General features: G+C 39.9%; 27 protein-coding genes. 10 read left to right on the forward strand and 17 right to left on the reverse strand.

All coding sequences use genetic code 11. The features are described from left to right. Position 1: 1 nt before the first annotated feature. From EDX97_RS10825 to EDX97_RS10855, 7 genes are all read right to left on the reverse strand, one after another. Positions 2-652, reverse strand: coding sequence for a potassium channel family protein (locus EDX97_RS10825; RefSeq protein ID WP_128521176.1), 651 nt, complete (start codon positions 650-652; stop codon positions 2-4). 1 nt (position 653) lies between these two features. After that, positions 654-1,976, reverse strand: coding sequence for a TrkH family potassium uptake protein (locus EDX97_RS10830; protein ID WP_128521177.1), 1,323 nt, complete (start codon positions 1,974-1,976; stop codon positions 654-656). 14 nt (positions 1,977-1,990) lie between these two features. Continuing rightward, positions 1,991-3,610 (reverse strand): putative manganese-dependent inorganic diphosphatase, encoded by a 1,620-nt coding sequence (locus EDX97_RS10835; protein ID WP_128521178.1) that lies wholly within the window; start codon positions 3,608-3,610, stop codon positions 1,991-1,993. A 75-nt stretch (positions 3,611-3,685) separates the two neighbouring features. Continuing rightward, complete coding sequence (locus EDX97_RS10840) at positions 3,686-4,882, reverse strand: Sapep family Mn(2+)-dependent dipeptidase (RefSeq protein WP_128521179.1); 1,197 nt, start codon at positions 4,880-4,882, stop codon at positions 3,686-3,688. Next, entirely contained in the window at positions 4,879-5,247 is a 369-nt protein-coding gene (locus tag EDX97_RS10845) for a PTS glucitol/sorbitol transporter subunit IIA (protein ID WP_173446994.1), read from the reverse strand. The genes EDX97_RS10840 and EDX97_RS10845 overlap by 4 nt, the downstream gene beginning before the upstream one ends. Then, positions 5,244-5,900, reverse strand: a complete 657-nt coding sequence (locus EDX97_RS10850; RefSeq protein WP_128521181.1) for an HAD family hydrolase — start codon at positions 5,898-5,900, stop codon at positions 5,244-5,246. The genes EDX97_RS10845 and EDX97_RS10850 overlap by 4 nt, the downstream gene beginning before the upstream one ends. Further along, entirely contained in the window at positions 5,879-7,030 is a 1,152-nt protein-coding gene (locus EDX97_RS10855) for a phosphopentomutase (protein ID WP_128521182.1), read from the reverse strand. Before EDX97_RS10855 ends, EDX97_RS10850 begins: the two co-directional genes overlap by 22 nt. A gap of 81 nt (positions 7,031-7,111) precedes the next feature. On the opposite strand from EDX97_RS10855, the gene EDX97_RS10860 reads away from it, so the two are divergent. The 5 genes from EDX97_RS10860 (at position 7,112) to EDX97_RS10880 (ending at position 13,283) form a co-directional block, all read left to right on the forward strand. Next, on the forward strand, positions 7,112-10,546 hold the full coding sequence (locus EDX97_RS10860; RefSeq protein WP_128521183.1) for a pyruvate carboxylase: 3,435 nt from the start codon (positions 7,112-7,114) through the stop codon (positions 10,544-10,546). Between the two features lie 70 nt (positions 10,547-10,616). Further along, entirely contained in the window at positions 10,617-11,489 is an 873-nt protein-coding gene (locus tag EDX97_RS10865) for a DegV family protein (protein WP_128521184.1), read from the forward strand. A gap of 189 nt (positions 11,490-11,678) precedes the next feature. Then, positions 11,679-11,897: a hypothetical protein gene (locus EDX97_RS10870; protein WP_128519420.1), complete on the forward strand. Its 219-nt coding sequence runs from the start codon at positions 11,679-11,681 to the stop codon at positions 11,895-11,897. Positions 11,898-11,932: 35 nt separating this feature from the next. After that, on the forward strand, positions 11,933-12,901 hold the full coding sequence (locus EDX97_RS10875; protein WP_183164349.1) for an IS4 family transposase: 969 nt from the start codon (positions 11,933-11,935) through the stop codon (positions 12,899-12,901). 202 nt (positions 12,902-13,103) lie between these two features. Continuing rightward, complete coding sequence (locus EDX97_RS10880) at positions 13,104-13,283, forward strand: hypothetical protein (protein WP_128521186.1); 180 nt, start codon at positions 13,104-13,106, stop codon at positions 13,281-13,283. 760 nt (positions 13,284-14,043) lie between these two features. Here the strand turns inward: EDX97_RS10880 and EDX97_RS10885 are convergent. The 3 genes from EDX97_RS10885 to EDX97_RS10895 all read right to left on the reverse strand — a co-directional run bounded on the left by EDX97_RS10885 (position 14,044) and on the right by EDX97_RS10895 (position 15,398). Further along, positions 14,044-14,532, reverse strand: a complete 489-nt coding sequence (locus EDX97_RS10885; RefSeq protein ID WP_128521187.1) for a hypothetical protein — start codon at positions 14,530-14,532, stop codon at positions 14,044-14,046. A 335-nt stretch (positions 14,533-14,867) separates the two neighbouring features. Then, positions 14,868-15,080: a TetR/AcrR family transcriptional regulator C-terminal domain-containing protein gene (locus tag EDX97_RS10890; protein WP_338076169.1), complete on the reverse strand. Its 213-nt coding sequence runs from the start codon at positions 15,078-15,080 to the stop codon at positions 14,868-14,870. Then, complete coding sequence (locus tag EDX97_RS10895; RefSeq protein ID WP_128521189.1) at positions 15,081-15,398, reverse strand: hypothetical protein; 318 nt, start codon at positions 15,396-15,398, stop codon at positions 15,081-15,083. It lies immediately after the preceding gene. A gap of 78 nt (positions 15,399-15,476) precedes the next feature. Here EDX97_RS10895 and EDX97_RS10900 point away from each other — a divergent pair, with 78 nt between their 5' ends. Further along, the gene (locus tag EDX97_RS10900) at positions 15,477-16,100 is read left to right on the forward strand and encodes an NAD-dependent epimerase/dehydratase family protein (RefSeq protein ID WP_183164350.1); all 624 of its coding nucleotides are present in this window, start codon (positions 15,477-15,479) and stop codon (positions 16,098-16,100) included. 1 nt (position 16,101) lies between these two features. After that, a complete protein-coding gene (locus tag EDX97_RS10905) occupies positions 16,102-16,494 on the forward strand; it encodes a Rossmann-fold NAD(P)-binding domain-containing protein (RefSeq protein ID WP_148039811.1) in 393 nt (130 codons plus the stop codon). Here EDX97_RS10905 and EDX97_RS10910 read toward each other — a convergent pair. Further along, on the reverse strand, positions 16,487-17,836 hold the full coding sequence (locus EDX97_RS10910) for an MATE family efflux transporter (RefSeq protein ID WP_128521192.1): 1,350 nt from the start codon (positions 17,834-17,836) through the stop codon (positions 16,487-16,489). The genes EDX97_RS10905 and EDX97_RS10910 overlap by 8 nt on opposite strands. Positions 17,837-17,874: 38 nt before the next feature. Continuing rightward, on the reverse strand, positions 17,875-18,345 hold the full coding sequence (locus EDX97_RS10915; protein ID WP_148039812.1) for a GNAT family N-acetyltransferase: 471 nt from the start codon (positions 18,343-18,345) through the stop codon (positions 17,875-17,877). Between the two features lie 77 nt (positions 18,346-18,422). Here EDX97_RS10915 and EDX97_RS10920 point away from each other — a divergent pair, with 77 nt between their 5' ends. From EDX97_RS10920 to EDX97_RS10930, 3 genes are all read left to right on the forward strand, one after another. Further along, positions 18,423-19,379 carry a sugar-binding transcriptional regulator gene (locus EDX97_RS10920; RefSeq protein ID WP_128521194.1) on the forward strand — a complete coding sequence of 319 codons (957 nt, stop codon included), beginning with the start codon at positions 18,423-18,425 and terminating at the stop codon, positions 19,377-19,379. A gap of 12 nt (positions 19,380-19,391) precedes the next feature. Then, a complete protein-coding gene (locus tag EDX97_RS10925) occupies positions 19,392-19,871 on the forward strand; it encodes a phosphatase PAP2 family protein (RefSeq protein WP_128521195.1) in 480 nt (159 codons plus the stop codon). 292 nt (positions 19,872-20,163) lie between these two features. After that, the gene (locus EDX97_RS10930) at positions 20,164-21,537 is read left to right on the forward strand and encodes a transposase (RefSeq protein WP_128521196.1); all 1,374 of its coding nucleotides are present in this window, start codon (positions 20,164-20,166) and stop codon (positions 21,535-21,537) included. A gap of 178 nt (positions 21,538-21,715) precedes the next feature. On the opposite strand, the gene EDX97_RS10935 is transcribed toward EDX97_RS10930, so the two are convergent. The 5 genes from EDX97_RS10935 to EDX97_RS10955 all read right to left on the reverse strand — a co-directional run bounded on the left by EDX97_RS10935 (position 21,716) and on the right by EDX97_RS10955 (position 26,478). Continuing rightward, positions 21,716-23,641: a DUF2207 domain-containing protein gene (locus EDX97_RS10935; RefSeq protein ID WP_128521197.1), complete on the reverse strand. Its 1,926-nt coding sequence runs from the start codon at positions 23,639-23,641 to the stop codon at positions 21,716-21,718. Continuing rightward, on the reverse strand, positions 23,604-24,146 hold the full coding sequence (locus EDX97_RS10940) for a LemA family protein (RefSeq protein ID WP_320853370.1): 543 nt from the start codon (positions 24,144-24,146) through the stop codon (positions 23,604-23,606). Before EDX97_RS10940 ends, EDX97_RS10935 begins: the two co-directional genes overlap by 38 nt. A 339-nt stretch (positions 24,147-24,485) precedes the next feature. Next, positions 24,486-24,797 carry a glycine zipper domain-containing protein gene (locus EDX97_RS10945; protein WP_128521199.1) on the reverse strand — a complete coding sequence of 104 codons (312 nt, stop codon included), beginning with the start codon at positions 24,795-24,797 and terminating at the stop codon, positions 24,486-24,488. Positions 24,798-24,851: 54 nt separating this feature from the next. Next, positions 24,852-25,721 (reverse strand): YihY/virulence factor BrkB family protein, encoded by an 870-nt coding sequence (locus EDX97_RS10950; RefSeq protein ID WP_128521200.1) that lies wholly within the window; start codon positions 25,719-25,721, stop codon positions 24,852-24,854. 1 nt (position 25,722) lies between these two features. Next, complete coding sequence (locus tag EDX97_RS10955; protein WP_128521201.1) at positions 25,723-26,478, reverse strand: DeoR/GlpR family DNA-binding transcription regulator; 756 nt, start codon at positions 26,476-26,478, stop codon at positions 25,723-25,725. Positions 26,479-26,509 lie beyond the last annotated feature (31 nt).

Genomic DNA, 26,509 nt, shown 5'->3' on the forward strand with positions numbered 1-26,509 from the left:
ACTACATCTTAAAACACTTGCGAATATCTTCCGTTTTTCCTAATACCAACAAGCGTTGTCCTTTCGCAAATTTTGTTTCCGAAGCCACCATCACATTCAATCGACCATCAGCTTCTTTGATGGCTAAAATATTTAAATGATATTTTTTACGAATATTGAGATCAACAATCGTTTTATTTTGCCAATTATCTGGTACGGACACTTCATAAATCGCAAAGCCATCACTCAATTCAAAATAATCAAAGACAGTATCCAAGGTATAACGAAGTGCGGTCCAATGGGCCACTTGTTTTTCCGGATACACTATGATATCTGCCCCAATCTTTTTCAATAGTTTCTCTTGGATATCGCTGCAAGCACGCGAAATGACTTTCGGCGCACCCATTTCTTTGACCGTATTCGTGGTGATCATCGCACTTTCAAAATCATGCGCAATCGCAACGATCACAATATCAAAGTTACGAACCCCCAACGATTCTAAAAATTCACGATCGGTCGTATCGCCAATTTGTGCATTGGTCACAAATGGCAACGCATCATTGACACGCTCTTCATTGATATCGATGGCCATCACTTCATGACCCAATTCATTCAATTTATGAACCAGATTCATGCCAAACCGACCCAAACCAATCAATAACACACTTTTCATATTATCCTACCGAAATCCTTTCTTCTGGCATACTCTTCACAAAACGACTCTTGGACGCTACCGCATAGGCCAAAGTCAAACCGCCTACACGACCAAAATACATCAATAAAATCAACAAGATATGACTGACAGCACATAAATGCGGTGTGATACCCATCGTACAACCCACTGTACCAATGGCTGAAGCGGCTTCAAACAAACAAGCCATCATCGGAATACCTTCGATCCGGGAAATGATCATGGCCACACCAACGCATAACGTAATATACATCGTAAAGATGGTAGCCGCACTACGCACCGTATCGTTATCAATACGTCGATGGAACATATGGACATTATCCCGATGAAAGATTGCTGTTACATTGGCTAACATCACCGCAAACGTCGTGGTTTTCATACCACCAGCCGTGGATCCAGGTGAACCACCAATCAACATCAAAAGTGTCATGACCATGGCTCCGGTCTGGGTCATGGTATTAAAGTCCACCGAGTTAAAACCGGCCGTTCGCGCGGTGACCGATTGAAAAGCCGACAAGAAGAAACGCGTTGACAGATCATGGACATTTTGAAATTCACCAAAGAAAAAATAAACCGTTGGCAACACCAACAAAAGAAACGTTGTCAATAGGACCACTTTGGCATGTAAACTATATTTTCGAAAATGCCACTTGTGCACTAAGATATTATTCCATACAAAGAAACCTAGACCACCAATAATGATCAACAACATGATGGTCCAATTGATAATGGGATTTGATCGCATCGTCATGATGGAAGAATACGGCTTGATTACGCCCATCAAATCAAATCCTGCATTACAGAAGGCCGAGATCGAATGAAAAATGGCATACCAAATCCCTTGGCCCCAACCAAACTTGGGCACAAACACAAAAGACAGCGATACCGCGCCTAATCCTTCTAATAAGACCACACCCTTGATGATAAATTTGACCATGCGCATGATTCCACCCATTTGAAAAGCACCAATGGAATCTTGCATCGTTGCTCGTTGGAGAATGCCAATCTTTCGTCCCGAAAGAATGGCCAAGGCACACGCAATGGTCACAACACCCATACCACCAATTTGGATCAGCAACAAAATAATGAATTGACCAAAGCTAGTCCAATAGGTCGCTGTATCATGAACGATCAATCCGGTTACACAAACAGCCGAAGTCGATGTGAATAAACAATCCAAAAATGGCGTAACAACATGTTTTTGTGAAGAAATCGGCAACATCAACAACAAGGCTCCCAATAAGATCACACCCGCAAAGCCAAGGATGATGATGCGAGCCGATGTGAATCGTTTTTTAAAGCTCATAAAATCCCTCGAATCTAATGATGACTAAAGACATCCATCAACATCGGTACGATCTGATTTTTTCTTGATAGGATGCCTGCTTGGATCGTTCCCTCATTTGGGAAAGCTTCTTCGATCCAGTCTTTACATTCTCCTTGTGCATAGATGATGGATCCACCATCCGTAATACTGGTAAAAGCCACACAGAATGTCTTAGCTTCTAGATGCAGCAACAATTCATCCAAAGCCTCCTTGATTTCCTTTTCACGACCTTTTATATCTTCAAAATTATAGATAATTACCTGACTGATTGCAACTTTCTGTTCCTCCAAATCGAATGTCTTCAAATCGATATGCATGATATCGATCATGGATTTATCCGCAATATTGGTCGAAACACTAAACATATCTTTCGCAAAATCATCAATATTCACCTGCGCAATCTGTGCTAACACATTGGCCATAAAGATATCTTTTTGCGTGGTCGTTGGCGAACGGAACTTTAACGTATCACTTAAGATGGCTCCCAATAATAAACCCGCTAAGTTTTTCGGAATGGCTACTTGTCGCTCCTGGAAAATACCCGTCAAAATGGTTGCTGTTGATCCCACAATCTCATTACGGAAAGCCACAGGCATCCGCGTGGAAAAATCACTGATGCGATGATGATCGATGACCTCGATCAATTCTGCTTTTTCAATGGCTCGCACGGACTGTGAAAATTCATTATGATCCACCATGACGATGGATTTATTCTTCGAATTCAAGATATGATACCGCGATACATAACCCACTAATGCATCGTTTTCATCCAAGACTGGATACGAACGGAACCGACTCTTCGCCATTTTCTTAGAAGCATCTTCGGCCAATTCCCAATAATGGAAACTCACCGGATTGGGATGCATCAATAACGAAGTGACCGGTGCAAAATAAAGATAACGCGATGTATTCATCGCTCCATGTCCGGAAATAATGATGGGACAATGATACTGCTTGGCCTGTTCGATCACGTCTGGATCCACACTCTTGGCCCAAACCACGATCAAGATACCAGCACCTTTTTGAATCGCTTGAATCTGCGCATCCTTATCATCTCCCAACATAACGATGCGAGATTGCACATCATAGTTGGTCAATCCTTGTTTCGCTAGAGCGATGATACTGACCTTTCCATTCAAATGAAATTGTTCATCGTTGTAGACAATCGTTCCATCCAAAGTTTTGGCAATGTTTTCTACACTGGTCACTTTCAATAAATCAATGCCCAAAGAGGTATCACCCATTCCAATCTTGGAAATATCTTGATTGGCAATGATACCTAATACTTTGCCTGTATCATCGGTAACGGCAATGGATGGCTTATTTTCGTTTTCCATCAATTGTAACGTTTCATAAATCGTGGTATCGGGATGTACACAAAGTGGATCATCCAACGCAATATCCGAAAGCGAAACGCGTGCATCTTTTAAATAATATGGCGCCACAAAGCCAAATCGATCCAATAAATATTTGGTTTCATCGTTTAATTCGCCCAAACGACAAGCCACACAATCCACACCCTGTTGATTTTTTAAATACGCATATGCAATTGCCGAAGCAACCGAATCCGTATCCGGATGTTTATGACCTGTCACATAAATAGTTTGACTCATATTAACCCCTTTACTCTATAGTATCGTTGTACGATATTTTATTCGCTTTTTCAACCCATACAAAAAGACGGATGCCTAATCCGTCGCTAGTTTTTCAATCGTCAAGCGATAAATCTTGCGCGCTTTTTCTAAATCAGCGATATTGATTCGTTCATTCGCTTGGTGTTCCGTCAATTCGACGCCTGGGAAGACCGGTCCAAACGCCACAATATGATCCATCGCACGTGCATACGTACCACCACCAATGACCAAAGGCTCCGCATTATCATGGGTAATTTCACGATACGCTTCTAACATCTTTGTGATGATGGGACCATTCTTATCCATATATATAGGTCCTCTGCCACCGATGCGAACAATATGCATCCCTGGTTCCACTTCTTGTTTCAAGATTTTCATGACATCGGCCTCTTTGTACGTAACCGGATAACGAATATCGACCGATAAGACGACATCTTTTCCTTTCACTTCTACCTTGCCCACATTCAAGGTCAAAGCCCCACTTTGTTCATCCCAAAGATCTAGATGCAGCTTGTTTCCATGCATGTCGATCTTTTCTCGATAGAAATCGGCCAATGGACCTGTAGCTTGTTCCATCAATTTGGTGATCGCATTGACTCCATCTTCGGGTGTCGATCCATGCGCACTCTTGCCTTTGGCTTCGATCACAGTACCATCATCCAATTGCGCCTTTGCCCAGGCCGGTACCATATTTGGTGCTTCACCACCTGAAACGGATTGAAAACCCGATTTTTTCAAAGGTGTGTGCCATTCGGTCTGCAACAAGCCTTTTTCGCCATAGATGGCAGGAAAATCCGCATCCGGTGTAAACCCAAAGGTTGGTAATTCTTCCTTTTCTTTGTAGGCTTCGATATCTTCCCATTCACCCACTTCTTCACACGTACCAAAAATAATGCGTACACGCTTATTCAAGTGCTTGTCGCCTTCTTTGACATCTTTCATCGCATAGATAGCGGCCATCATCGGTCCTTTATCATCCATGACACCTCGTCCAATGATTTGTCCATCTTTGATGGTAGCCGTAAACGGATCGGTATCCCATCCAAGACCAGCAGGTACCACATCCAAATGACCAATGATCCCCATCATTTCTTCACCTTCGCCGATTTCGGCATAGCCATACGATCCACCATCAAATACGCGAAAGCCAAAACCTTTACATAATGTCAACACATAGCGCAAAGCATCTTTTGTATATTCGGTTTGCGAAACACTCGGAATCGCAATGAGTTGTTTTAAAGCATCAATCATGCATCTACCTCCTCAATTTCAATGGATGATCCCACTTGTAACGAAGGAACATCTTTCTTTTCTACATAGATGGTTCCAGGCATTTGGGCTTTTGTGGCCCCATTGAATCGAATCGTACAATGTCCCATGGTTTGCAGGGTATCCATAACTTCCGAGCCAATGGCTGTAATTCGATAGGAAATGCCATCGATCATTAGAATTTGTCCAGGTTGGATCGGATTTGCTTTTTCGATATCAATAATATAACTATACGCTTTTAATTCATCGGGCACATCCATCCCAAACAAAATGATAAAATCCCCATTTTGAAACGAAGATACTTGAGCTCCTACTTGGAGTACATGCGTTGTATAGATTGTTTTCATTTCCATACCTCCTGGATATATTTTTGCACGGCATACATGTTTCTTAAACATACATCATATTTTTCCTTGGCCATCTCTTTACTAAAGGTCATTTCGGGGACCATGATCGTAAAACAACCAGCCGCTTTGGCTGCAAAGACGCCATTGGGACTATCTTCCACGACAATACAATGGTCAGGAGCTACATTCAATTGACGAGCAGCTTCTTCAAAAACATCGGGATATGGCTTACTTCTAGGTACTTCCATACCGGATACAAAAACCGAAAAATACGGATATAGACCGACTTCTTTCAAATTCTTTTTGATCAAGGCCAATGGTCCGCCACTCGCACAGGCACAAGGAATGCCTTGAGCATGTAGCTTTTCCAATAAAGAATGAACACCGGGTTTAAGATCAATCGTGCTTTCCATTTGTTTCTCTGCATAATTCATAAAGATATCCACAAATAACTGCGCATCAATTTGTGGACAAACTTTATGTAGACTTTCGACTTGATCATGGCCCGAACGACCATAGATAGCTCTTTTCATTGTTTCGGTCAATGGTACGCCCAAATGTTTGGCAGCTACTTCCCATCCTTCTTGGTAATATTTTTCGGTATCTAATAATGTGCCATCTTTATCAAAGATCACAGCTTGAAAATGTCCCATATTGGTTCTCCTATCATATAAGTGGGTTGTACTATCCCAAAGTTATAAAGAATGGTCGATCCGACATCCCCAAACGATCCAATCGGCAAGGTTTCTCTTCGTGAAAGCTGTGGACTATAACACAAACAAGGTACATTCTCACGGGTATGATCCGTTCCTTTCCACGTGGGATCATTGCCATGATCGGCCGTCAGGATCAAAAGATCATCCTTTTTCATCTTTTTAAGACATTCTCCCAATAATACATCAAATTGTTCTAATTCATGGCCATAGCCTTCAACATCACGACGATGTCCCCATTTCGCATCAAAATCCACTAAATTGGTAAAACAAAGTCCTCGAAACTCTTTTTCCAGCATGGCGATGGTTTGTTTCATTCCATGGACCGAACTGGTCGAATGATAGCTTTCGGAAATACCTTGTCCGGAAAAGATATCGGATATCTTCCCAATCCCAATCGTATAGGGTAAATAATCCAATACAGTGGGCTGAATCGGTGCTACGGCATAATCTTTACGATGATCGGTACGAATATATTGGCCATTACGTATAATATAAGGACGCGCAATCACACGGCCAACTTTCCATTGCGGCTGCATCGTTATCTCTCGAGCTGTCTGGCATACTCGATACAATTCTTCCAAACCAATGATTTCTTCATTGCCGCATATTTGGAGAACCGAATCCGCCGATGTATACAAGATCAATGTAGATCCGTTGGTTTCGGTTTCCACATGACCCAGTTCAGCTAAGATCTGGGTTCCGGAAGCGGCTTTATTCCCAATAAAAGTATGATTGGTTGCTTGTTCTAATGTTTCAATCAATGCATCCGGAAAAGAAGAAAAAACTTGAAAGGGTGAATCCACAACAACACCCATCAATTCCCAATGTCCAGAAAGGGTATCTTTACTCGCCCCATGCTCGGCTAAACGCAAGGCAATGCCTTGATGGTCTTGGGGTGTATATAAGGCATCCAATCCGAGTTTTCGTAAGTTGGGAATGTGTAAGGACATATGAGCTTGGATATGGCCATACGTATCGGCACCGAAATCCCCAAATTGATTGGCATCTTGTGCTTGTCCTACGCCAAAAGAGTCCAAAACGATCGTAAATATTCGTTGATATCGCATATTCTTAGTTTAGCACACTTTATTTTGGCTTTAGTAATAAAGTGTCCTATAATATTTATATCATTAGAAAGAGGACATAGAATGAGTATCCATAATTTTAATAAAGTCTTGGTTGCCAATCGTGGTGAAATTGCCATTCGGATCTTTCGTGCTTGTTACGATTTAGGAATCCATACCGTAGCCATGTACTCCAAAGAAGACATCGACTCCCAATTCCGTATTCGTGCGGATGAGGCTTATCTCATCGGTGAAAATGATAGTCCAGTTGGTGCCTATCTTGATATTCCTGCCATTATTAGTTTAGCCAAACGTCGTGGTGTGGATGCGATCCATCCAGGTTATGGCTTTTTAAGTGAAAATGCGGAATTTGCGAAAGCCTGTGAAGAGGCAGGTATCGTATTTATTGGTCCCCCAAGCCATATTTTAGCGAAGATGGGAGATAAATTAAGTGCTAAAGAAATCGCCATCAAAGCGGGTGTACCTATCATTCCCGGCTCAACCGAACCATTAAAAGATGCCGATGAAGCCTTAGCCTTAGCGGAATCGTTTGGTTTTCCAATCATCTTAAAAGCAGCTGCTGGTGGTGGTGGTCGTGGTATGCGTCGTTGTGACACACCCGAAGAAGTCAAACCAGCCTTTGAATTGGTGAAGGCCGAAGCCCAGAAAGCATTTGGAAATGATGATATTTTTATTGAAAAGTTCTTGGTCAATCCAAAACACATTGAGGTGCAGATATTAGCCGATCAAAATGGACATACCTATCATATCTTAGAGCGTGATTGTTCCTTACAGCGTCGTTACCAAAAGGTCATTGAATATGCACCGGCTTGGTCGGTGGATGAATCCGTCTTAGAAAAACTGCGTGCGGATGCGGTACGCATTGCGAAAACCGTGGGCTATGTGAATGCCGGTACCGAAGAATTCTTGGTCGATGCTCAAGGCAATTACTACTTTATCGAAATGAATCCACGTATTCAGGTCGAACATACGGTTACCGAATGTGTCACAGGCATTGATTTGGTGCGTGCCCAGATTTTAATTGCGGAAGGCTATTCTTTGAATGTGCCAGAAATTGGTATCTCCAAACAATCGGATGTCAAAGCCCGCAATTATGCGATCCAATGTCGTGTTACAACGGAAGATCCACAAAATAATTTTGCGCCTGATCATGGTAAGATCATTGCCTATCGTACTGGTGGTGGTTTTGGCGTTCGTTTGGATGGTGGTAATGCCACGACCGGAACGGATATTTCCCCTTATTATGATTCTTTATTGGTTAAAGTCACGGCCTTTGATAATACGTTTGAAGGCGCTTGCCACCGAGCTTTGCGTGCCATCAGTGAAGTGCATGTACGTGGTGTGAAAACCAATATTCCATTCATCACCAATATTTTGACCCATCCCACTTTTATTGCGGGACAGTGTTATACAAAGTTTATCGACGATACACCGGAATTGTTTGATGTGGTTGGTTCGAAAGATAGAGCCACACGTATTTTACGTTACATTGCCAATATTCAAGTCAGTGCACCAAATGCCGAGCGGAAACAATACGATAAGCCTCGCTTTCCAAAACATACTGGTAATCCTGAACCAGGCTTGAAACAAAAATTGGATCAATTAGGTCCTCGTGATTTTTCAAAGTGGGTACGCGATCAAAAGAAATTATTGATTACCGATACCACGATGCGAGATGCGCATCAAAGTTTATTATCCACGCGTATGCGTACCAGAGATATGGTCTTGGGTGCACCAGGTACTGCTGAAATATTGAAAGATTGTTTCTCATTAGAGATGTGGGGTGGTGCTACTTTTGATGTAGCTTTCCGTTTCTTGCATGAAAATCCATGGGAACGATTGACTTTATTGCGATCTTTGATTCCGAATATTCCGTTCCAGATGTTGTTGCGTGGTAGCTCCTGTGTGGGTTATGCCAATTATCCAGATAATGTCGTGCGTGAATTTATTCATCAAAGTGCAACCAATGGAATCGATGTATTCCGTATCTTTGATTCCTTGAATTATCTTCCAGGTATGGAAGTGGCCATTGATGAAGTATTGAACCAAGGTAAATTCTGTGAAGGTACGATTTGTTATACGGGGGATATCTTAGATCCAAGCAATGATACGTTCACATTGGATTACTATATTAAATTAGCGAAAGAATTAGAAAAACTTGGTGTGCATTCGATTGGTATCAAGGATATGGCTGGTTTATTAAAGCCATATGCAGCCAAAGAATTGATACATGCCTTGCGTAATGAAGTGTCATTGCCAATCCATCTACATACTCATGACACTTCAGGTAACCAGGTCGCAACGTATTTAATGGCAGCCGAAGCCGGTGTCGATATTGTCGATACAGCAGTAGCTTCCATGGCTGGTATGACTTCCCAACCTTCGATGAATGCGATCGTAGCTGCGTTACATGGACAAGAGCGCGATACTGGATTTGATTTGGATCGTGTGGAAGAATTATCGAATTACTATGCCGATGTGCGTTTGCGTTATGAAAAATTTGATCAGGGTCTAAAGACAACGGATACAGATATCTATAAATATGAAATTCCGGGTGGTCAATATACGAACTTGCGTCCACAAGTCAATTCGGTTGGTTTAGGCGATCGTTTTGAAGATATCAAGAAAATGTATAAAGTGGTCGATACGATGTTAGGTGGTATCACCAAGGTTACACCTTCCAGCAAGATGGTTGGTGATATGGCTATTTTCATGGTTCAAAACGATTTGACCCCAGAAAATATATTGGAAAAAGGCAAAAACTTAAACTTCCCGGATTCCGTCATTGATTACTTCAAAGGTATGATGGGACAACCGCCACATGGTTTCCCAAAAAATCTACAAAGAGTGGTATTAAAAGGAGAAGAGCCAATCACTTGTCGTCCAGGAAAATTATTGCCACCGGCCGATTTTGAAAAAGCGAAAAAAGAAGTGGCGGAGTTATGTCCGCATCCATTCAATATGCGTCAGGTCATTTCCTATGTCATGTATCCAAAAGTAGTCAAAGAATATTGGCAACATGAAGTGGAATATGGTTATTTGATGCGTATGGGATCACATGTCTTCTTTAATGGTTTGGCCAAAGGCGAACGAAACTTGATCACCATTGATCAAGGTAAGACATTAGTCATTCGTTTCATCGAATTGGGTGATATCAATGAAGAAGATGGAACGCGTGATGTCATTTTTGAATTGAATGGACAGAGACGTGTCATTGCGGTACCTGATCCACATGTCCATGTTGAAGGTAAAGAAACAGTCATGGTCGACCCACAAGATAAATCCCAAGCGGGTGCTTCCATTCCAGGTCTTGTCACGAAAATCAATGTGAAGGTTGGCGACGAAGTAAAAGAAAACGATACGTTAGGTATCATTGAAGCCATGAAGATGGAAACCGCTGTCGTCGCACGTATGCACGGAACCATTAAAGAGATCTTGGTCAAAGAAGGAGATACGGTCAAAGCGGGTCAATTGTTGTTTACGTTGGATGTTAAGTAATGCTTGGTTTTATTTTCGCATCACTCGTGTTAGAATATGTGAATACTAAAAGAGAAGAAGGATAGAAAATATGACAGTAGCAATTATGACAGATAATCAATCCGGCATTTTTCCTGAGGAAGGAAAGAAGTTGGGTGTATATATTTTGCGTATGCCTTTTTTCCTTGATGGCAAACAATATTATGAAAATGAAACCATTACGGCACAAGAATTCTTTGATCGTATGGAACACAATCCCGATATGGAATTTTCCACTTCCATGCCGCCCGCTGGTGAAGTGTTATCCATGTGGAAGGAAGCTTTAAAAACCCATGATGAAGTAGTATATATTCCCATGTCGAGTGGTCTATCGAGTTCTTGTGAAACAGCTACTTTATTAGCGCAACAATTTGATGGCAAAGTACAGGTAGTGAATAATCAACGAATTTCTTTGACGCAGCGACAATCCGTTTATGATGCGATGACACTTCGTGATCAAGGAAAATCGGCCAAAGAAATCAAAGACATCTTGGAAGCCGAAAAATTCAATTCCAGCATCTATATCATGGTGGGTAGTTTGGATTATTTAAAGCGTGGTGGTCGTGTCACACCGGCAGCTGCTTTATTGGGTGGTTTGCTTCGTATTCGTCCTATCCTACAAATTCAAGGAGAAAAGTTGGATGCGTTTGCGAAAGCCCGGAGCTTAAAAGCAGCAAAGAAGATCATGTTTGATGCGTTGCATAAAGATCTCGATGGTCGGTTTAAACCTTTCGTAGATAAAAAGGAAATGGAAGTTTACATTTCTTATACCCATGGTCAACCAGAACAAGTCAAACAGTGGTTTGAAGAAGTCAAAACGGAATTTTCGGATTTCAACGTAACTCAGGATCCTTTATCATTAAGTATTTCTTGTCATACAGGACCTGGTTGTCTAGGTATTGGATGTGCTCGAAAAGTCGTATAATAATGTATACGGCCAATGGTGTCAACCTAAGAATGATTAGTTTGACACCATTTTTTATTTCCTTCTAGTTTTTAAACAATTAAAAGAAATGTCTAAAATATATATTTGTAGTTAAGTATATAGACTATAAATATTTATATATAAGCCTTTATAATTTATAATATAGTTAAGTATAAAGGAGGGCTTTCTATGTTTGTACGGGTTATTCCAAACAATAAGGGTAAGAAAATGACCTATTTCTGTGACCTTGTCGAATCTTTCCGTGATGAAAATGGTGTCTCTAAACATCGTGTTGTAGTTAAGCTCGGTCAATTTGATGCAAAACATCTTCCTTATCTTCGTGCGGCTTTTGCCAAGGACCCTGAAGCAACTTTTTTAAAAGAGAAGGTGAAATACACAAAACAATAAAGAATCTATTGATTCTTNAAGAATCTATTGCTTCTTTGTTCTCCTGGTTTGGTCGTTTTATCAAATCCGAACAAGTACGTGAGGCAGCTCGTAAATCTCCCCATGATTTTATTCGCAGATACAAGTTTCCGTGGTATGACGTTCTTCTCTTCCTCATCTTTCGTAACCGGGATTGTATTGGTTCAGAATTAAGTCATTATTATTCCTGTATCGGGTTGCCGGCTCGCCGAATCAGCCGTCAAGCTGCTTTCAAAGCTATTCGTAAAGTAGATCCATCTGTCTTTAAACTTCTGATCCATAAATTGGCGGAACGTTTTTATCAATCGAAATTGGTGAAGACTTATAAAGGGTATCTTCTGTTGGCAGAAGATGGGACAACGTTGAATCTCTATAAAACGGATGAATCTCTTCAACGGTATGGATTCGTCAAGAATCAAAATGCACGCAATGCATTCCAAGCAGCAAAATCGACATCCCGTTCAGCTGCTCTTTATGATGTGACGAATGGATTGATCGTCGATTTCCAGATGAAAAGATTTAAAGATTCGGAGATACCTATTGCCATCGAACAATTGAAATATTTATCTCTGATGAATGGATATCCAGGCATTTATCTGGCAGACCGGTATTATGACAGTGTCGAATTATTTTCTATTTTAGAAAGTCATGGCCTGAAATATTGTATACGGGCCAAATCCAATTTCTTTAAGCATTATATCGAGAAGATGAAATCAAATGATGAATGGATCAAAGTAAAGGTTGATAAGGTCTGGCAGAAACGATTGAAATATGAGCAGCCAAGAGAACGGTTTTCGAAAGATCCCTATATAAAGATTCGCGTGGTGAGGTATCACTATATCGTGAACAAAAACAATCAGACGACCACTGTCGATCTAATGTATTTTACCAACCTAAGTAAAGACGAGTTTTCTTCAAGTGACATCGTTTATCTTTACAACAGGCGTTGGGATATTGAGAATAGTTACAAGATTTTGAAAGATTGATTCGCTTTAGACACGCAACAGTACTGTTTCATAATTTAAGTGGTATCGTACAAAAAGAGATGGATAAAGAATTGTATGAAAATCATCCAAAAAAACCAAATATGGTTATAAGATCAACCGAAAACAGCTCAATAATTTGCTTCGGGACGAAAAAATATTGAGATGGATGCGCAATGAGAATCAGAAAAAGATACAAAAAATCATGGAACTGATAAGTAAGATCATTAATAAGATCAAAGTACCTGTCCGTCCCGGCAGGCACTATAAGAGGTGGGGCAGGGTCATCTCTCAGAGCAAGCCGATGCGTTTTCGATTGGATGGACGAGAATGGCCAAATACCATATCATGGAACGGCAGACTGATGACGATCAAGCCCCGTTAAGAATATGATATCTTATATGTGAAAAAATGCCAATCAGGTATGAGTTTTCATATACGCTTTTTTTCGCTGATCAGCAAGAATCGTGTGGTTAAGTCAGTCACAGAAAAAGATGCCAACCTAATCATTCTTAGGTTGACACCATTGGTCGTATAATAATGTATACGGCTTTTTTTATGCTCATATAAAAATGGAGAATAATACGTGTTCTCCATCATTATTTATTTTTCTGTTATCTCTCTTAATATAGCAATGATTATATCTATATCTTTCAAAAACTTTCACATCAATGTCCATTACATTTGTTTATCAACGATTTCAGCTTTGGTTTCCTTGTAATCGATTTCTTAAATTAGAGATGATTATATACTCAATAGACTATTTTAATCACAAATTCTTCAGAGGTAGTCGTCAAAAACTACCGATTCTTAAATAAGGATGTTTTGTAATTCTGAATCCATCCTGTACATGCTTTTTCATTTTTATCCATCCAAGTAACTTCAATCCACTTTTTATATTTATTTTTTTACCCTAACCACCATTCCTTCTACTTTTGATGAACAATCCGGTTTCTGCCGAGCAAGAGTTTGCCTATTTACTAACCGAATTCCCATATCGTTGAGAGAACTTGCAGTATAACCATCACTGATATAATAATTGTTCACATATTGAACCATACTGATGTTATTTTGAAATGTAGGTTTGATATTGAATTCCGAGCAGATAGACGAGACAGTCTGGCAAAAGGTAAGAATTAACGAAATTAATGCAATAATATATTCTTTTTCTTGTATAGACCGCTTTTTTTATGACTTGCTTTTTGTATTCCTGATAAAGTCTCCTCTTCCTGTTCTGTTTCAATTTCATAATAATCAGTGATTGAATCTGTTAATGATTCAATCGATATCTCTGTATCTGGTGAAATCTCTTCTAATGAATCATACAGTGCATTTTTGAATTTGAGAATTTCGAGCGAAGAAATTATGTTGTCAACATTATCCCCATCTATCAAATTTATGACAGATGATATGGAACTTAGTACTTTTGAAGCTATATTTACTACACGTTCTGATTGTTGCATAACAACTTTTATCTGCTCTATACTCTCTGACACAAACATATCTTCACATATTTTTTTCATCTGTTCTTGTTGTTCCAATATAGGTTTGCATATTGATGTAAAATCTACGGCAGCTAATGTGTCTTGGATTTGTTGTGATAAGGTCATTAAAGATGGATCAATTATTTTCATACTTTGTGAAATAATTTGACGAACTTCTGTTGATATGATCCCCTAAAAGTAGACAGTACAAATACACAAAATGTACTGCCTTACCTTAGGGGATCATATCAAAGTCTCCTTTCGAAATTGTTTAGGCACAATTATTCTACAAAGATTGACTTCCTTTTTCTATGCAAACGGAACTCTTACGTTTACACAAAATATTTTATGCTATCTTGAAACTCCCAAATAAATGACAACTTTGATTCTATCTTTTCATTCAGAAAGAATCTTAACGTTTTTGAACATCCAATAAATATTTCTAATTAGGAGCTATCACATATAAAATGGCTTTCTAGACCATGTTATTGATACTGTTTCTCTACGATGCCATAGAGGATATTACCAAATTCTTCTGGACTTTCTTGACAACCACGATCCACCCAATCATGAATCGCTCCAACAGCACCATAGTAATTGTATTGATACAAGATACGGAAGCTTTGTTCATCATACGTGCCACGATTGATTAAGAGTTGTTTCATTTCATCGCACATCTTTTGAATGGTCTTTTTGATTTACCGACTTTCTAATCGAGAATCAAAGAATTCACGATAAAATGTCTGATTTTCATAGATTAGTTCTAATAACTTATAGCGATCTTTTTGAATATCCCCATCCGCAAAGGCCTGTTCAGTGAGTTCTTCTTCCAATTGTTCATACAAATCATAGATATCCATATAATTCCGATAAAAAGTGGTTCGATTGATATCGGCTTGCGCACACAATTCTTTCACGGTAATTTCGGATAGATGTTTCTTTTCCAACAATTTATATAACGATTCTTTGATGACCATTCTGGTATATGCGGTTCTTCGATCCAATTTTTTTGTCATAGTCTTCCTTTCTGCAACACAACTGATTTTGATGTTGCATATTGTTCATATCACAAGATGCACATGGAGGAAAATAAAATGAAAGATACAAATAAATCAACAAACGTATTAGTGACTGGTGGTACTGGTTTTCTAGCTGGTTGGACCATTCGTAAACTTTTAGAAAAAGGCTATTCCGTAGGCACAACCGTACGATCGATGAAAAAAAGTGAAAAGATCGTAAATATGCTGCAATATGAAAATGTAGATACTTCGGCCCTATCCTTTGCGGTTGCGGATTTGACCAAAGCCGATGGTTGGGCTGAAGTCATGAAAGGAATCGATTATGTACTGCATGTCGCATCGCCATTGGGCGGAAATAACCATGAAGATTTCACATTGATTCCAATCGCAAAAAGTGGTGTTGAAAATGTATTTTCAGCTGCCATTCGTGTCGGTGTGAAGAAGATTGTCATGACCTCGAATGAAGCAGCCAACTATCCGGACAAAAAGGATACCAATCCATCCATTGATGAAACATTCTGGACCGATATGGACAACAAATGGATCACCAATTATCAACGTTCGAAGATCATTGACGAAAAGACCGCTTGGGAAATGATTGGTAAACAAAGTCACACCAAACTTGCAACGATCCTACCAGGCGCTATTCTTGGTCCTTATATGAATAAAAAAACGCAGCAGTACGGATCAGATTTTTGAAATGTTGATGAAAGGAACACCAAGTCCGAATGTGATTTATCCCGTTGGCGATGTTCATGATTTAGCGGATTTACACATCTTGGCCATGGAAAAGGAAGTGGCCGATGGGCAACGATTCATTGCCGAATCTGAAGAAATGACCATGCCACAAATGGCTCGTCTTCTGAAAGAACAATATCCAAATTATAAAGTTCGTACAATGGTGATTCCGAATTTCGTGATTGGGATCATGGCACATTTCCAGGCACCAATGAAAGTGCTGAATACGATAATTGGTCTAAAATATCATCAAAATAACACCAAAGCACGTACATTGTTGAGATGGAATCCTCGTCCAGCCAAAGAGACGGTATTAGATACTGTTAATTATATGATTGCCAGTCATATCATCTAGCCCATTCTTTGGGTAAGATGTGTTTCTTAAAATAGAAATACGCCAGGATCAAAGCAATCGCCGTAACGCCCCAGCTAACCGGATATGACAACATCAATATCGCAAAGGAATGATGAATTTGAAAGATTGTATAGGTCCAAGTAACACGAACGCCACAAATACTGACCAACGTAATGATGGCAGGCACAAACGAATAACCATAGCCACGCATACAACCGGAAATCACTTCTAGGATCGCATTGATGCATTCAAATCCAGCAATGTACCATAGACGAATGACACCATAATGAATGACTTGTGGATCGGTCGTAAATAAGGAAAGCAATAAGCTGGATAATCCACATAAAACCAAAGTACAAAGACCGGCTGCGATCCAGGCAAGGATCATCGACCAACGAGCCACTTTCACACATCGTTCCGGTTGACGAGCCCCATAGTTTTGGGAAGTAAAGGTCGTACATCCTTGGCCAAAGGCATTGATCACATAGTAAGCGATGATTTCAAGATTGAACGCAGCAGAACTTGCCGCCATGACCGTTGCACCTAAAGAATTGATAGCGGATTGTATGATCAAATTCGAGATGGAAAAAACACAGCTCTGCAGACCGGCAGGTAAACCAATTCGAAATATCTCTTTTAAGATGGGCTCATCAAAGTGGAAGGCTTGCCAATCTATTTGGGTCGGTCCTTCCGTTTTCTTTAATATCCAAAACAAAATGGTTGAACTCATCACATTGGATGTAACCGTCGCAATGGCTACGCCATCCACACTACGACCAAACCCAACCACAAATACTAGATTTAAGACCACATTGGTACAACCTGATAGAATCAAGACGATCAATGGGGTTTTCGTATTGCCTTGACTGCGAAATATCGCCGATTCAAAGTTATACAATAGAATCACTGGCATCCCAATAAAGTAAATACGTAAATATAAAAGAGCCAGTGGAAAGATATTGGATGGTACGCCTAATATACCTAATAATGGGCGAGCAAGTAATTCACCGATAGCTAATAAAAGAAAACCACCAATGATGGCAATCAATATCGCATTGTGTACACCCGCTTTGATGGTTTCTTCATCTTTTCTTCCGGTTGCCCGTGCAATCACCACATTTGCCCCTAAGGAAACGCCAATAAATAAATTCACCAACAAGCCGATAAAAGCACCGTTGCTGCCAACCGCAGCCATCGCTTCACTCCCTACAAAGCGACCAACAACCATGACATCGGCTGCATTGAACAATTGTTGAAGAATGCCTGTACAAGCCAATGGGACCGCAAACAACAATAATTTAGGTGCAATGCTTCCAGTGGTCATCTCCATTTGATTTTTCATACTGATTCCTTCTTCCCTAAAAAAAGATGGATGTACTACTACCCATCTTTGTGTTTGATATACATACGAATCGAACCTTCTTGGATACATTGAAAATGATTTTTTTCAAGTACCCTACAACTCGCGACATTCGCTCGAAAGACACGACCGATAATGGCTTTGATATCCAGATGATCAAAAGCCATTTCACAGATTTGTTCACAAGCTTTGGTCATGATACCTTGATTTTGGAAATCTTCAATCAGACAATATTGAATTTCACCAATTGTGGGATCATCTTCCTTTTTGGTGACACAAATATGTCCCACTTGTTGACCATCCACGATCACGATCCGATAAATCCCTTTTTCTCCTTCTTGTTTCTGTACCGACTGCAACCACCAATGCGCAATAATCTCCGGGTACGGATAGGGAATGGTCTCTCCCATATAGCTGTGATCGACATGATTCAATATGTTGGTGATGATATGGCTATCCGTTGGATGCCAATATCCTAATTCTAAAACCATAGGTACTGCTTCTTTCAAGCCTATTGTATCATTGAAAGCGTTTTTTATCTGCCCATTTTATGTTATTTTATTAATATATGAAACCAGAAGAAGAACAACAATTGATACAGATCGCGCAAATGTACTATATGGAAAACAAAACGCAATCCGAAATCGCGAAAGAACTCCATATTCATCGAAGCACGATATCTCGTTTACTCAAATTATCTCGTCAAGAAGGCATCGTAGAAATTACGATTCATGGTCTACATGATCAAAATTTCCCTTTAGAAAATCGTTTAAAAGAACGATACCATCTCAAATATGTAGGGGTCGTTACATGCACAGAAGGATTGACTCGTGATCAAAGATCGATCATTCTCGCCAATAAGACCAATGCCTATTTTCAAACGATATTAGAAGATCATATGGTCTTAGGTTTTTCCTGGGGTGCGACCCTTCGTCAAGTTGCCAATCATTTGACCAATCTGGCCCAACATACCCCTTTGATGTGTGTACCCTTAATGGGTGGTTCTTCCGGACGTATTCGCAGTGATTATCATGTCAATGCCGTAACGTATGAAGCTAGCCGCAATCTCGATTGTGGTGCCATTTTGGTGGATGCTCCTGCCTATGTCGAATCCGCCTCTTTAAAAGACAGTTTTATGACGAGTGATTTTATGAAATCCATTACTGAATATTGGCATAAAGTAGATATCGCATTTTTAGGGGTTGGATCTCCCAATGTCACCATGAATAAATGGCGCTATTTCTATGGCAATGATTTCTTTAAAGAAGTCGAACAAGGTAAGGTAGCGGGTGATATTGCTGGACATTATTTTGATATCCATGGTACCTATTTATCCGATACCTTGGACACGCACTTGATCAGTATTAATAAGACGGACTTGGCTCGTATTCCCTATCGCATCGGGATTGCCGAATCCTTAGAGAAAGTTGATGCCATTCGTGGTGCTTTGCAGGGACGTTACATCAATTGTTTGATTACCACCCAAGAAACCGCAAAAGCCCTTCTCAATTCTGCTAACTTATAATACACTTTACGTATGTCTTGGTATGAAAAAAAATATAACTATTTAAGAAAACACCAAACTCTTTCCAACTGTATCCTATTCGTATCGACTTGGTTGACTCGTTTGGTGTATGTCAGTTATGGTCTTTTAGTGATTTATGCCTGTATCCATCAACGATGGAAATGCATATGGGTACCTGCCATTGGATTTGGCTTAGAAACATGGATTCGTGCCACACTCAATCAGCCCCGTCCCTATGAAGTGTTGGATTTTCCTGCTTTAAAGCCCAAAGCCACCAAAGGAAAAAGCTTTCCGAGTCGTCATTGTTTCAGTGTTGCGATCATCAGTATGGCCATGGCCTATGTGAATCTTTGGCTTGGTGTATTGTTTATCTTATTTACCCTTGTATTGATGATTTGTCGGGTATGTATTGGTGTCCATTGGATCAAAGATGTTGTGGTCGGTGCCTTGTTGGGATGGTTATTGGGTTGGATTGGTTTTTTCATTCTATAAGAAGGAGCTGTAACGAGTAATCGTTAATCAGCTCATCAAAAAAAGGACCGATGGTTTTGAACTGTTGTTCATCGCCATCGGCCTTTTTGGTATAATTTTGTTGTGTCAAAATACCTTCTAACGCAATTCAACCGTCATTTCAATTCCCTTTGCGTTTTGTTTACGAAGATTCTATCCCTGATGATGATATTTCCAGAACCGTGAAAGAGGTCGTAGAAACAATCAATCCATTAAAATATTTCGATCTCTCTCATCGAAATTCATATGGGTATGACAGTGTGAATATGCTCCAATGTGTGGCTATGTCTATTTGCGAAAGCTTGCTTCTCTTTGCCGCTATGACATCCGTTTTCAATTTATCATGGATGGTCAGACACCTTCCCATATGGCTTTTCATCGTTTCATCCATGATGACCTCAAGATTCCCATCGAAGAGATCTTCTATGATCTGAACCGCTATTTTGAAAAGAACGATACCATCGATGCGGACATTCTTTATATTGATGGCACCAAGTTCGAAGCCAATGCGAACAAGATGACCTTCGTATGGATGAAGGCCACAAAAAAATTCCGGGAAAAACGATGGATCCGGATCATGGACCGTCTGCAAAGCCTCAATCGATACTGTAAAAAAGAAGAACTGCCTTACCGCTTCTCCATCCTCAAGGAATTTTCCTTTGAATATCTGGCAGAGATAACCGATACCCTGGACAGGATCATGAGATCGAAGCATATCGAAGAACAGCATGGCAGAGGACATGCGAAACATCCTTTGCAGCGCTATAAGGAAGGATTTGTAGAAGACGCAGAAAAGATACTGAAATATTCCATTTACTATAAGCTGGCAAAAGGACGGAACAGTTTTTCGAAGACCGATCCGGATGCCACCTTCATGCATATGAAATACGACTATTATAATCATACCAATGTATTCAAGCCCGGATACAATGTGCAGATGGGCAGCAGCAACGGCTACATCCGCCATATCTATGTATCCGGTGATGCCTATGACCTGAATACATGCATTCCTTTTATGGAAGGATATCACAGAGCCTATGGATGCTTTCCCAGAAAGACGCCGGCCGATGCCGGATATGGCAGCTATGACAATTACTGTTACTGCAAGGAACATGATATCGAACTGTATATGAAATACAATACCATGCACAAAGAACAGGAAAAGGTCACGGATAAGAACCGATTCAAGAGCTGTATGATGAAGCCGGATGAAGAAGGCAATATCTATTGTCCGCAGGGACATGCATTCACGCTGGAACAGACAAAAGAATCTGTCAAAGGCAGATATCCGAGAACGATCCAGTTCTATCACAATGAACATTGTGAAGGATGTCCTTTGCGGTCACAGTGTACGCGATCCAAACACGGAAGAACCCTGCAGAGGACTGACAAGCTGGCCGAGATGCAGATCGAGGTCAGAGAAAATCTGCTGACGGAGACCGGTCAGGTATTGATGAAGCAGCGGAGCATCCAGGCAGAAGGGATATTCGGACAGATCAAGCAGGACCAGGAATATGACAGACTATGGCGTCGGAAAGAAACCATGGTCAAATTGGAGCTTCTGCTGGTTTCAATCGGTCATAATCTGCGCAAATATCATACACATAAAATGCAGAAACTGAAAACCAATCAAAAAAACCATTCCTAACATCTACTATACAAACAAAAAAATGCCAAATATGAGCACGTCGTTTTAATGCGCTCAAAAATTGGCATTTTTTCTTTATTGTATAAAAAGCATAAGCAAGCAGATCGTCAAAATGAAAAAGGAGCCGTTCGCTCCTAGATAAATCCGAAAATTCACCTACTCGTTACAGCTCCTTTGTTTACCAGGCGCCTCCGCCGCCACCACCGGCACCACCACCTGAAAAGCCACCAAAACTACCAGAGCCGGAACCGGCTTGTTGCGCGGCTTGAGCCGCATTGTAGCTTCTGACAGAGTTATCGACAGGTGTTTGAATGCCATGATTCATCATGGAATAGAAATACATTGTATTCCAGAATGTATAATCATTGGCTACATACCAGTCTGGCTGTGGAATTTGGATATTTGTGAATTTCTTGGCCCATGTTTTGGCAAGCCCAAAAACCATCGCATAAGGAATCACATCGTAGAAATAACTTGGATTTTCGGCGGACAGTTTCTCCAATTGATCCACTTCGGCTTTTTGAATAAAGTCTTTGAATCCCATCAATGGTCCAGCTTTTTCTTTCCAATAGGCACTCATTTTATGCATTCGATACGAAAAGAAGAAACATAGATAAATCAATATGGATACACCATACAATACCCAAGATGGTAAGATTTGATCTGTTTGCGTTCCTTGTGTATAGATAAAGAACAACCATACACCGAAACAAACCAAGCTCAATAGAGACTTCCATACACTGTGATGTTGTTTATCAAAAGAGTCTTTGATGTCTTTATTTAAGCACCACGCACAAATCACAAAAAGAGCCACAAAGATAATAGCCACATACCAATGATAGAAATACCCCACATAAGAAGAAGTAAATAGAGCTAAGGCAAATACGATCAATCCAACAAGACTGAAATATTCAAAAAAATCGGTTTCTTCGAGTTTCCGCTCATCCAAAAACGATTGATGCAACGCTTCTTTAGCCGCTACAAACTTTTCTCCAAATTTCTTATTCATATGTGTAAAGTCACAAGATTTATCTTTTTTAAACATGGCTTTAAACAACATGGTTTGGTATGGATCTTTGGTCGGCAGTGCATCCACTTTGGCATGAACAATAATATGTGGATGTTTTTCGGATTGCGACTGGTCTTCAATATCTACATAGCCTTTTTCGGCCCAATACGGAATCAAAGCCATCATATCGACATCATCGGCTTTTCCATCCACAATATATCCAACGGCAGCTGGATCTAGATCTTCCGGTGGATCAAACGTAATCACTGGCGTAATGTCATCATCATGATTTTGAAGTTCTTTGATCAAAACAAGCAGGGCAAAAATCGCTGCCAACAAGGCACAAAGCCATGTCATCCAAGTGGATCGTTGATACGCATCCACAAAATAATTCTTGCGCAAACGACTTAAAATGGTGATGGCCGATCCGGCAGCTAATTGATTGACTTGACCACTCACGCCATTTTTGGTTACTTGATACTCTACATTGGCTGCATTGGTTGTTTGTCGGCTTGGACCACTAAACAAATGAAATCCATTGACTTCTTTTTGGGTCAGTGGCTTTTCAAAATGGAGATCAAACGAAACATGATTCATCGCACATTCCCAATCATTACCAATCAATGAATAGTACATAAAATCATAATTCGACCGATAATCTTTAGGTAAAACCAATGTATATTGGATCGTATAGGTTTTTGATCCTGTTACATACGTATCGGCATCGCCAATCTTTATTTGATAGGTTCCATCTTCGGATGATGTTTCATAGGAAGCACCCTTCACCGAAACATCCTCTACCTGAATGGCATAGGTATCCACTTGTCCAGCTTTTTCTTCACCGTCTTTATAACCGACATAAAAATGCAGAGGGATATATTGATAAATACCATGTTTGGGTGTTGAATAGTTGACTTGAATGGTTTCCGTTTGGGTGATGGTGTTATTTTTATGATAAGTAGCATCAATATGGAAATCTTCAATCGAATAATCGGTGGTATTAGCTTTTACAGGTGTAAAACAAAATCCCAGACAAAGTAAAATGGCAAGAAACCACTTAAAACTCGACCTTAACATTTTGACGTTCGTTTTCATTATCGACCTCAAACATTTGGCGCTTCTCAAAATGGAACAAGCCCGCAATGATATTTGTTGGTACCGTCATGATGGCATCGTTGTATTCACGAACCACAGCATTGTAGTATTTTCGCGCATTGGCAATGTCTTCTTCCACTTTTTTCAATTGTCCTTGTAGATCCATAAAGTTTTGATTGGCTTTTAAATCGGGATACGACTCAGCAACCGCAAATAAATTACGGATAGCACCGGTAATCGCTCTTTCACTATCGAGAATTTCACCGGTACCATGGGCATTTCCTCGTTGGGCCACGACTTTTTCCAAAGTATCCGCTTCGTGTTTGGCATATCCTTTGACCGTAGCGACTAAATTCGGAATCAAATCAAAACGTTTTTTTAGATAGACATCCATTGTGGCATAACTTTCATCCACTTTATTGCGCATGCGAATTAATTTATTGTAGGCTGAGATCACGATCAAAACGATCACCACAACAATAATTAGAATAATAATCCATTTCATCATAAATAAATCCTTTCTTTATTCATTTTTATCTTACCATATTAAGCTTCATTTAATGTAGCCTGATTATTATATGGTCATTCAAAGGAGGTAATAGTCAAAGAGTTGTTTTATTTACTAGAAAATCCCTTTCTCTCTCTACAAATTCATATTGCTTACTAGTAAATAAAACGAATGGAAGGACCAAAAATCCTTTCTTTTTTAAACTTCATTTAAAGTAAGCGCGACAAAATAAAAACATCCAAGGAGGTAATATCAATATTGTCTATTTCATATCCCTTTCTCTCTCTAAAATACTTCGAAATAGACAAGAAATAGAAGGCCAACCACCTTCTTTTTTTATATCTTCTCAATCGTATTGTTTTCTTGTAGATATACCGTATCGCCAATTTTTACATCCGGAATATAATTGACTTCTTTGGTTCGTTTCGCCTTATTTTGGATGGTGATATGATCATGGATGGCAATGACTTTCCATCCTTCCGATGTCAATTGTTGATTGATCTTCTTATCCTTTCGATTCCCTACGCAGATGCCAATCGCTAATCCAAACATAATGCCAACGGCCAACTGATCGGTCCAACATCCAAAAGCGACGCCCAAACACATACCAACAGCACCGTATGTATCTGTGTATTTAGTCGTTTTCATAATTTGTTTATATCATATGTAAGTCAAATGAAAATAAAAGGTTTGTAACATTTCTTACTTATGATGAACCAGCTTATGCAGTCGTAACAACCAGACCCGGAAAACATAGCGAAAATACCAATTGATATAGCCACCAATCAATAAAATATAGATGCACCAATAGAGCCAGAATAAGAAAATCACCAATACGGATAAAGATCCATAATAGATACTATACGTACTGATCTTGGTAAAAAATGTAAAGATCTTGGTGAAAATGACCCAGGCCAATAAGGTACAGACTGCGCCCGGCACTTGTTCGATCAATGGTTGATTTTCCATCGAAGCTAACTTATAGGTCAAACTCAGAATGAGGATACCACTCACAAAAACGATGATATAACGGAATTGATAGATGGTCTGAAATAAAATGGCCGGCCCGATCCAGTGTTGACGAATCAAGTGCATGATGTCATCACCAAATCCCAAAAGGATGATCATCAACGCCAACAAAACAATCAATAATAACGTATACACACAGGCTAATGCGCGTAAATAAAGATATCCTCGTTTGATTTTGACATCATAAACGGCTTGTAGTCCGCGCATAAGTTCCATCATGGCCCGTGAACAAGTAAACAATAAGATCACCAAAGAAACCGGGAAAATAGCACCCGACATATTGTAGGCTTCGGAAATCAATGCAGCGATAAAACTAGTCGAAGAAGCCGGAACGATGGACGTAAAGAAAACGGTAAAGTCATTTTGGTTGATGCCCATTGCTGGAATAAACAACGAAAACAATACCAAAAGCGGGATACTGGAAAGCACGAGAAAAAAGGCGATGCTTCCGGCATACCCGGTAATATTGCGTTTTTGCATTTCATCGGAAAACGAACTAAAAAATTGTACCAATGGTTTCAGTCGCATTAAAAATCGTTCCATATTATACTAAAATGTAATTTTCAGGTAAATCATCCACTTGTAAGCCTTTATCGCATATGACACGATCGATTTTATCCGTCATCGAATAACTACAAAATCCTTTCACAGAAGCTTTAGAAGAATCGGTCAACAAAAAAGTTTGAGAACTTTGCGCAATCGCGATTTCTTTGATGGCCAAGGTTTCCGATTCGGCCGTATATAACAGATTATTTTCTACATCAAATCCAGCCGATCCAATAAAGGCATAATCAAAATTAAACGAAGACAACATACGTTGTGCCCAAGGACCAACGATCATTTTATATTCGGGAATTTCCGTTCCGCCCAAACCAATCAATTCTGCTTTTCCACCTTCAAAGGCATGTTCAATCAAAACATTATTGGTCACGATCTTGATTTGAAGATGTTCAATGCATTGTAAAAGAGGAAGAATACTGGTACCTCCATCTAAAAAGATGCAGTCGCCATCATGAAGGTAAGTAGCCGCTTTTTGGCAAACATGTAATTTTTGATTATAGTGTACACTCAATCGATCCAACATCCTGGTTTCATTGGTTGGTGATAAAATCGATGTGGTCCCTAATTCTTTGGCACCACCATGCACACGCTTTAACATTTTCTTTTTGTCCAATGTTTCCAGATCACGACGAATGGTCACTTCCGTAACATGTAACTGTTGGGCCAATTCCTTTACAGTCACTGTTTTCTTCAAGTGAACTTGTTCTAAGATCATATCATATCGTCGTTGTGCTAGCATTTTCCTACCCTCGTTTTCTATGGCCTAATTA

The organism is Absicoccus porci (genome assembly GCF_003725415.1).
Classification (GTDB): Bacteria; Bacillota_I; Bacilli_A; order Erysipelotrichales; family Erysipelotrichaceae; genus Absicoccus; species Absicoccus porci.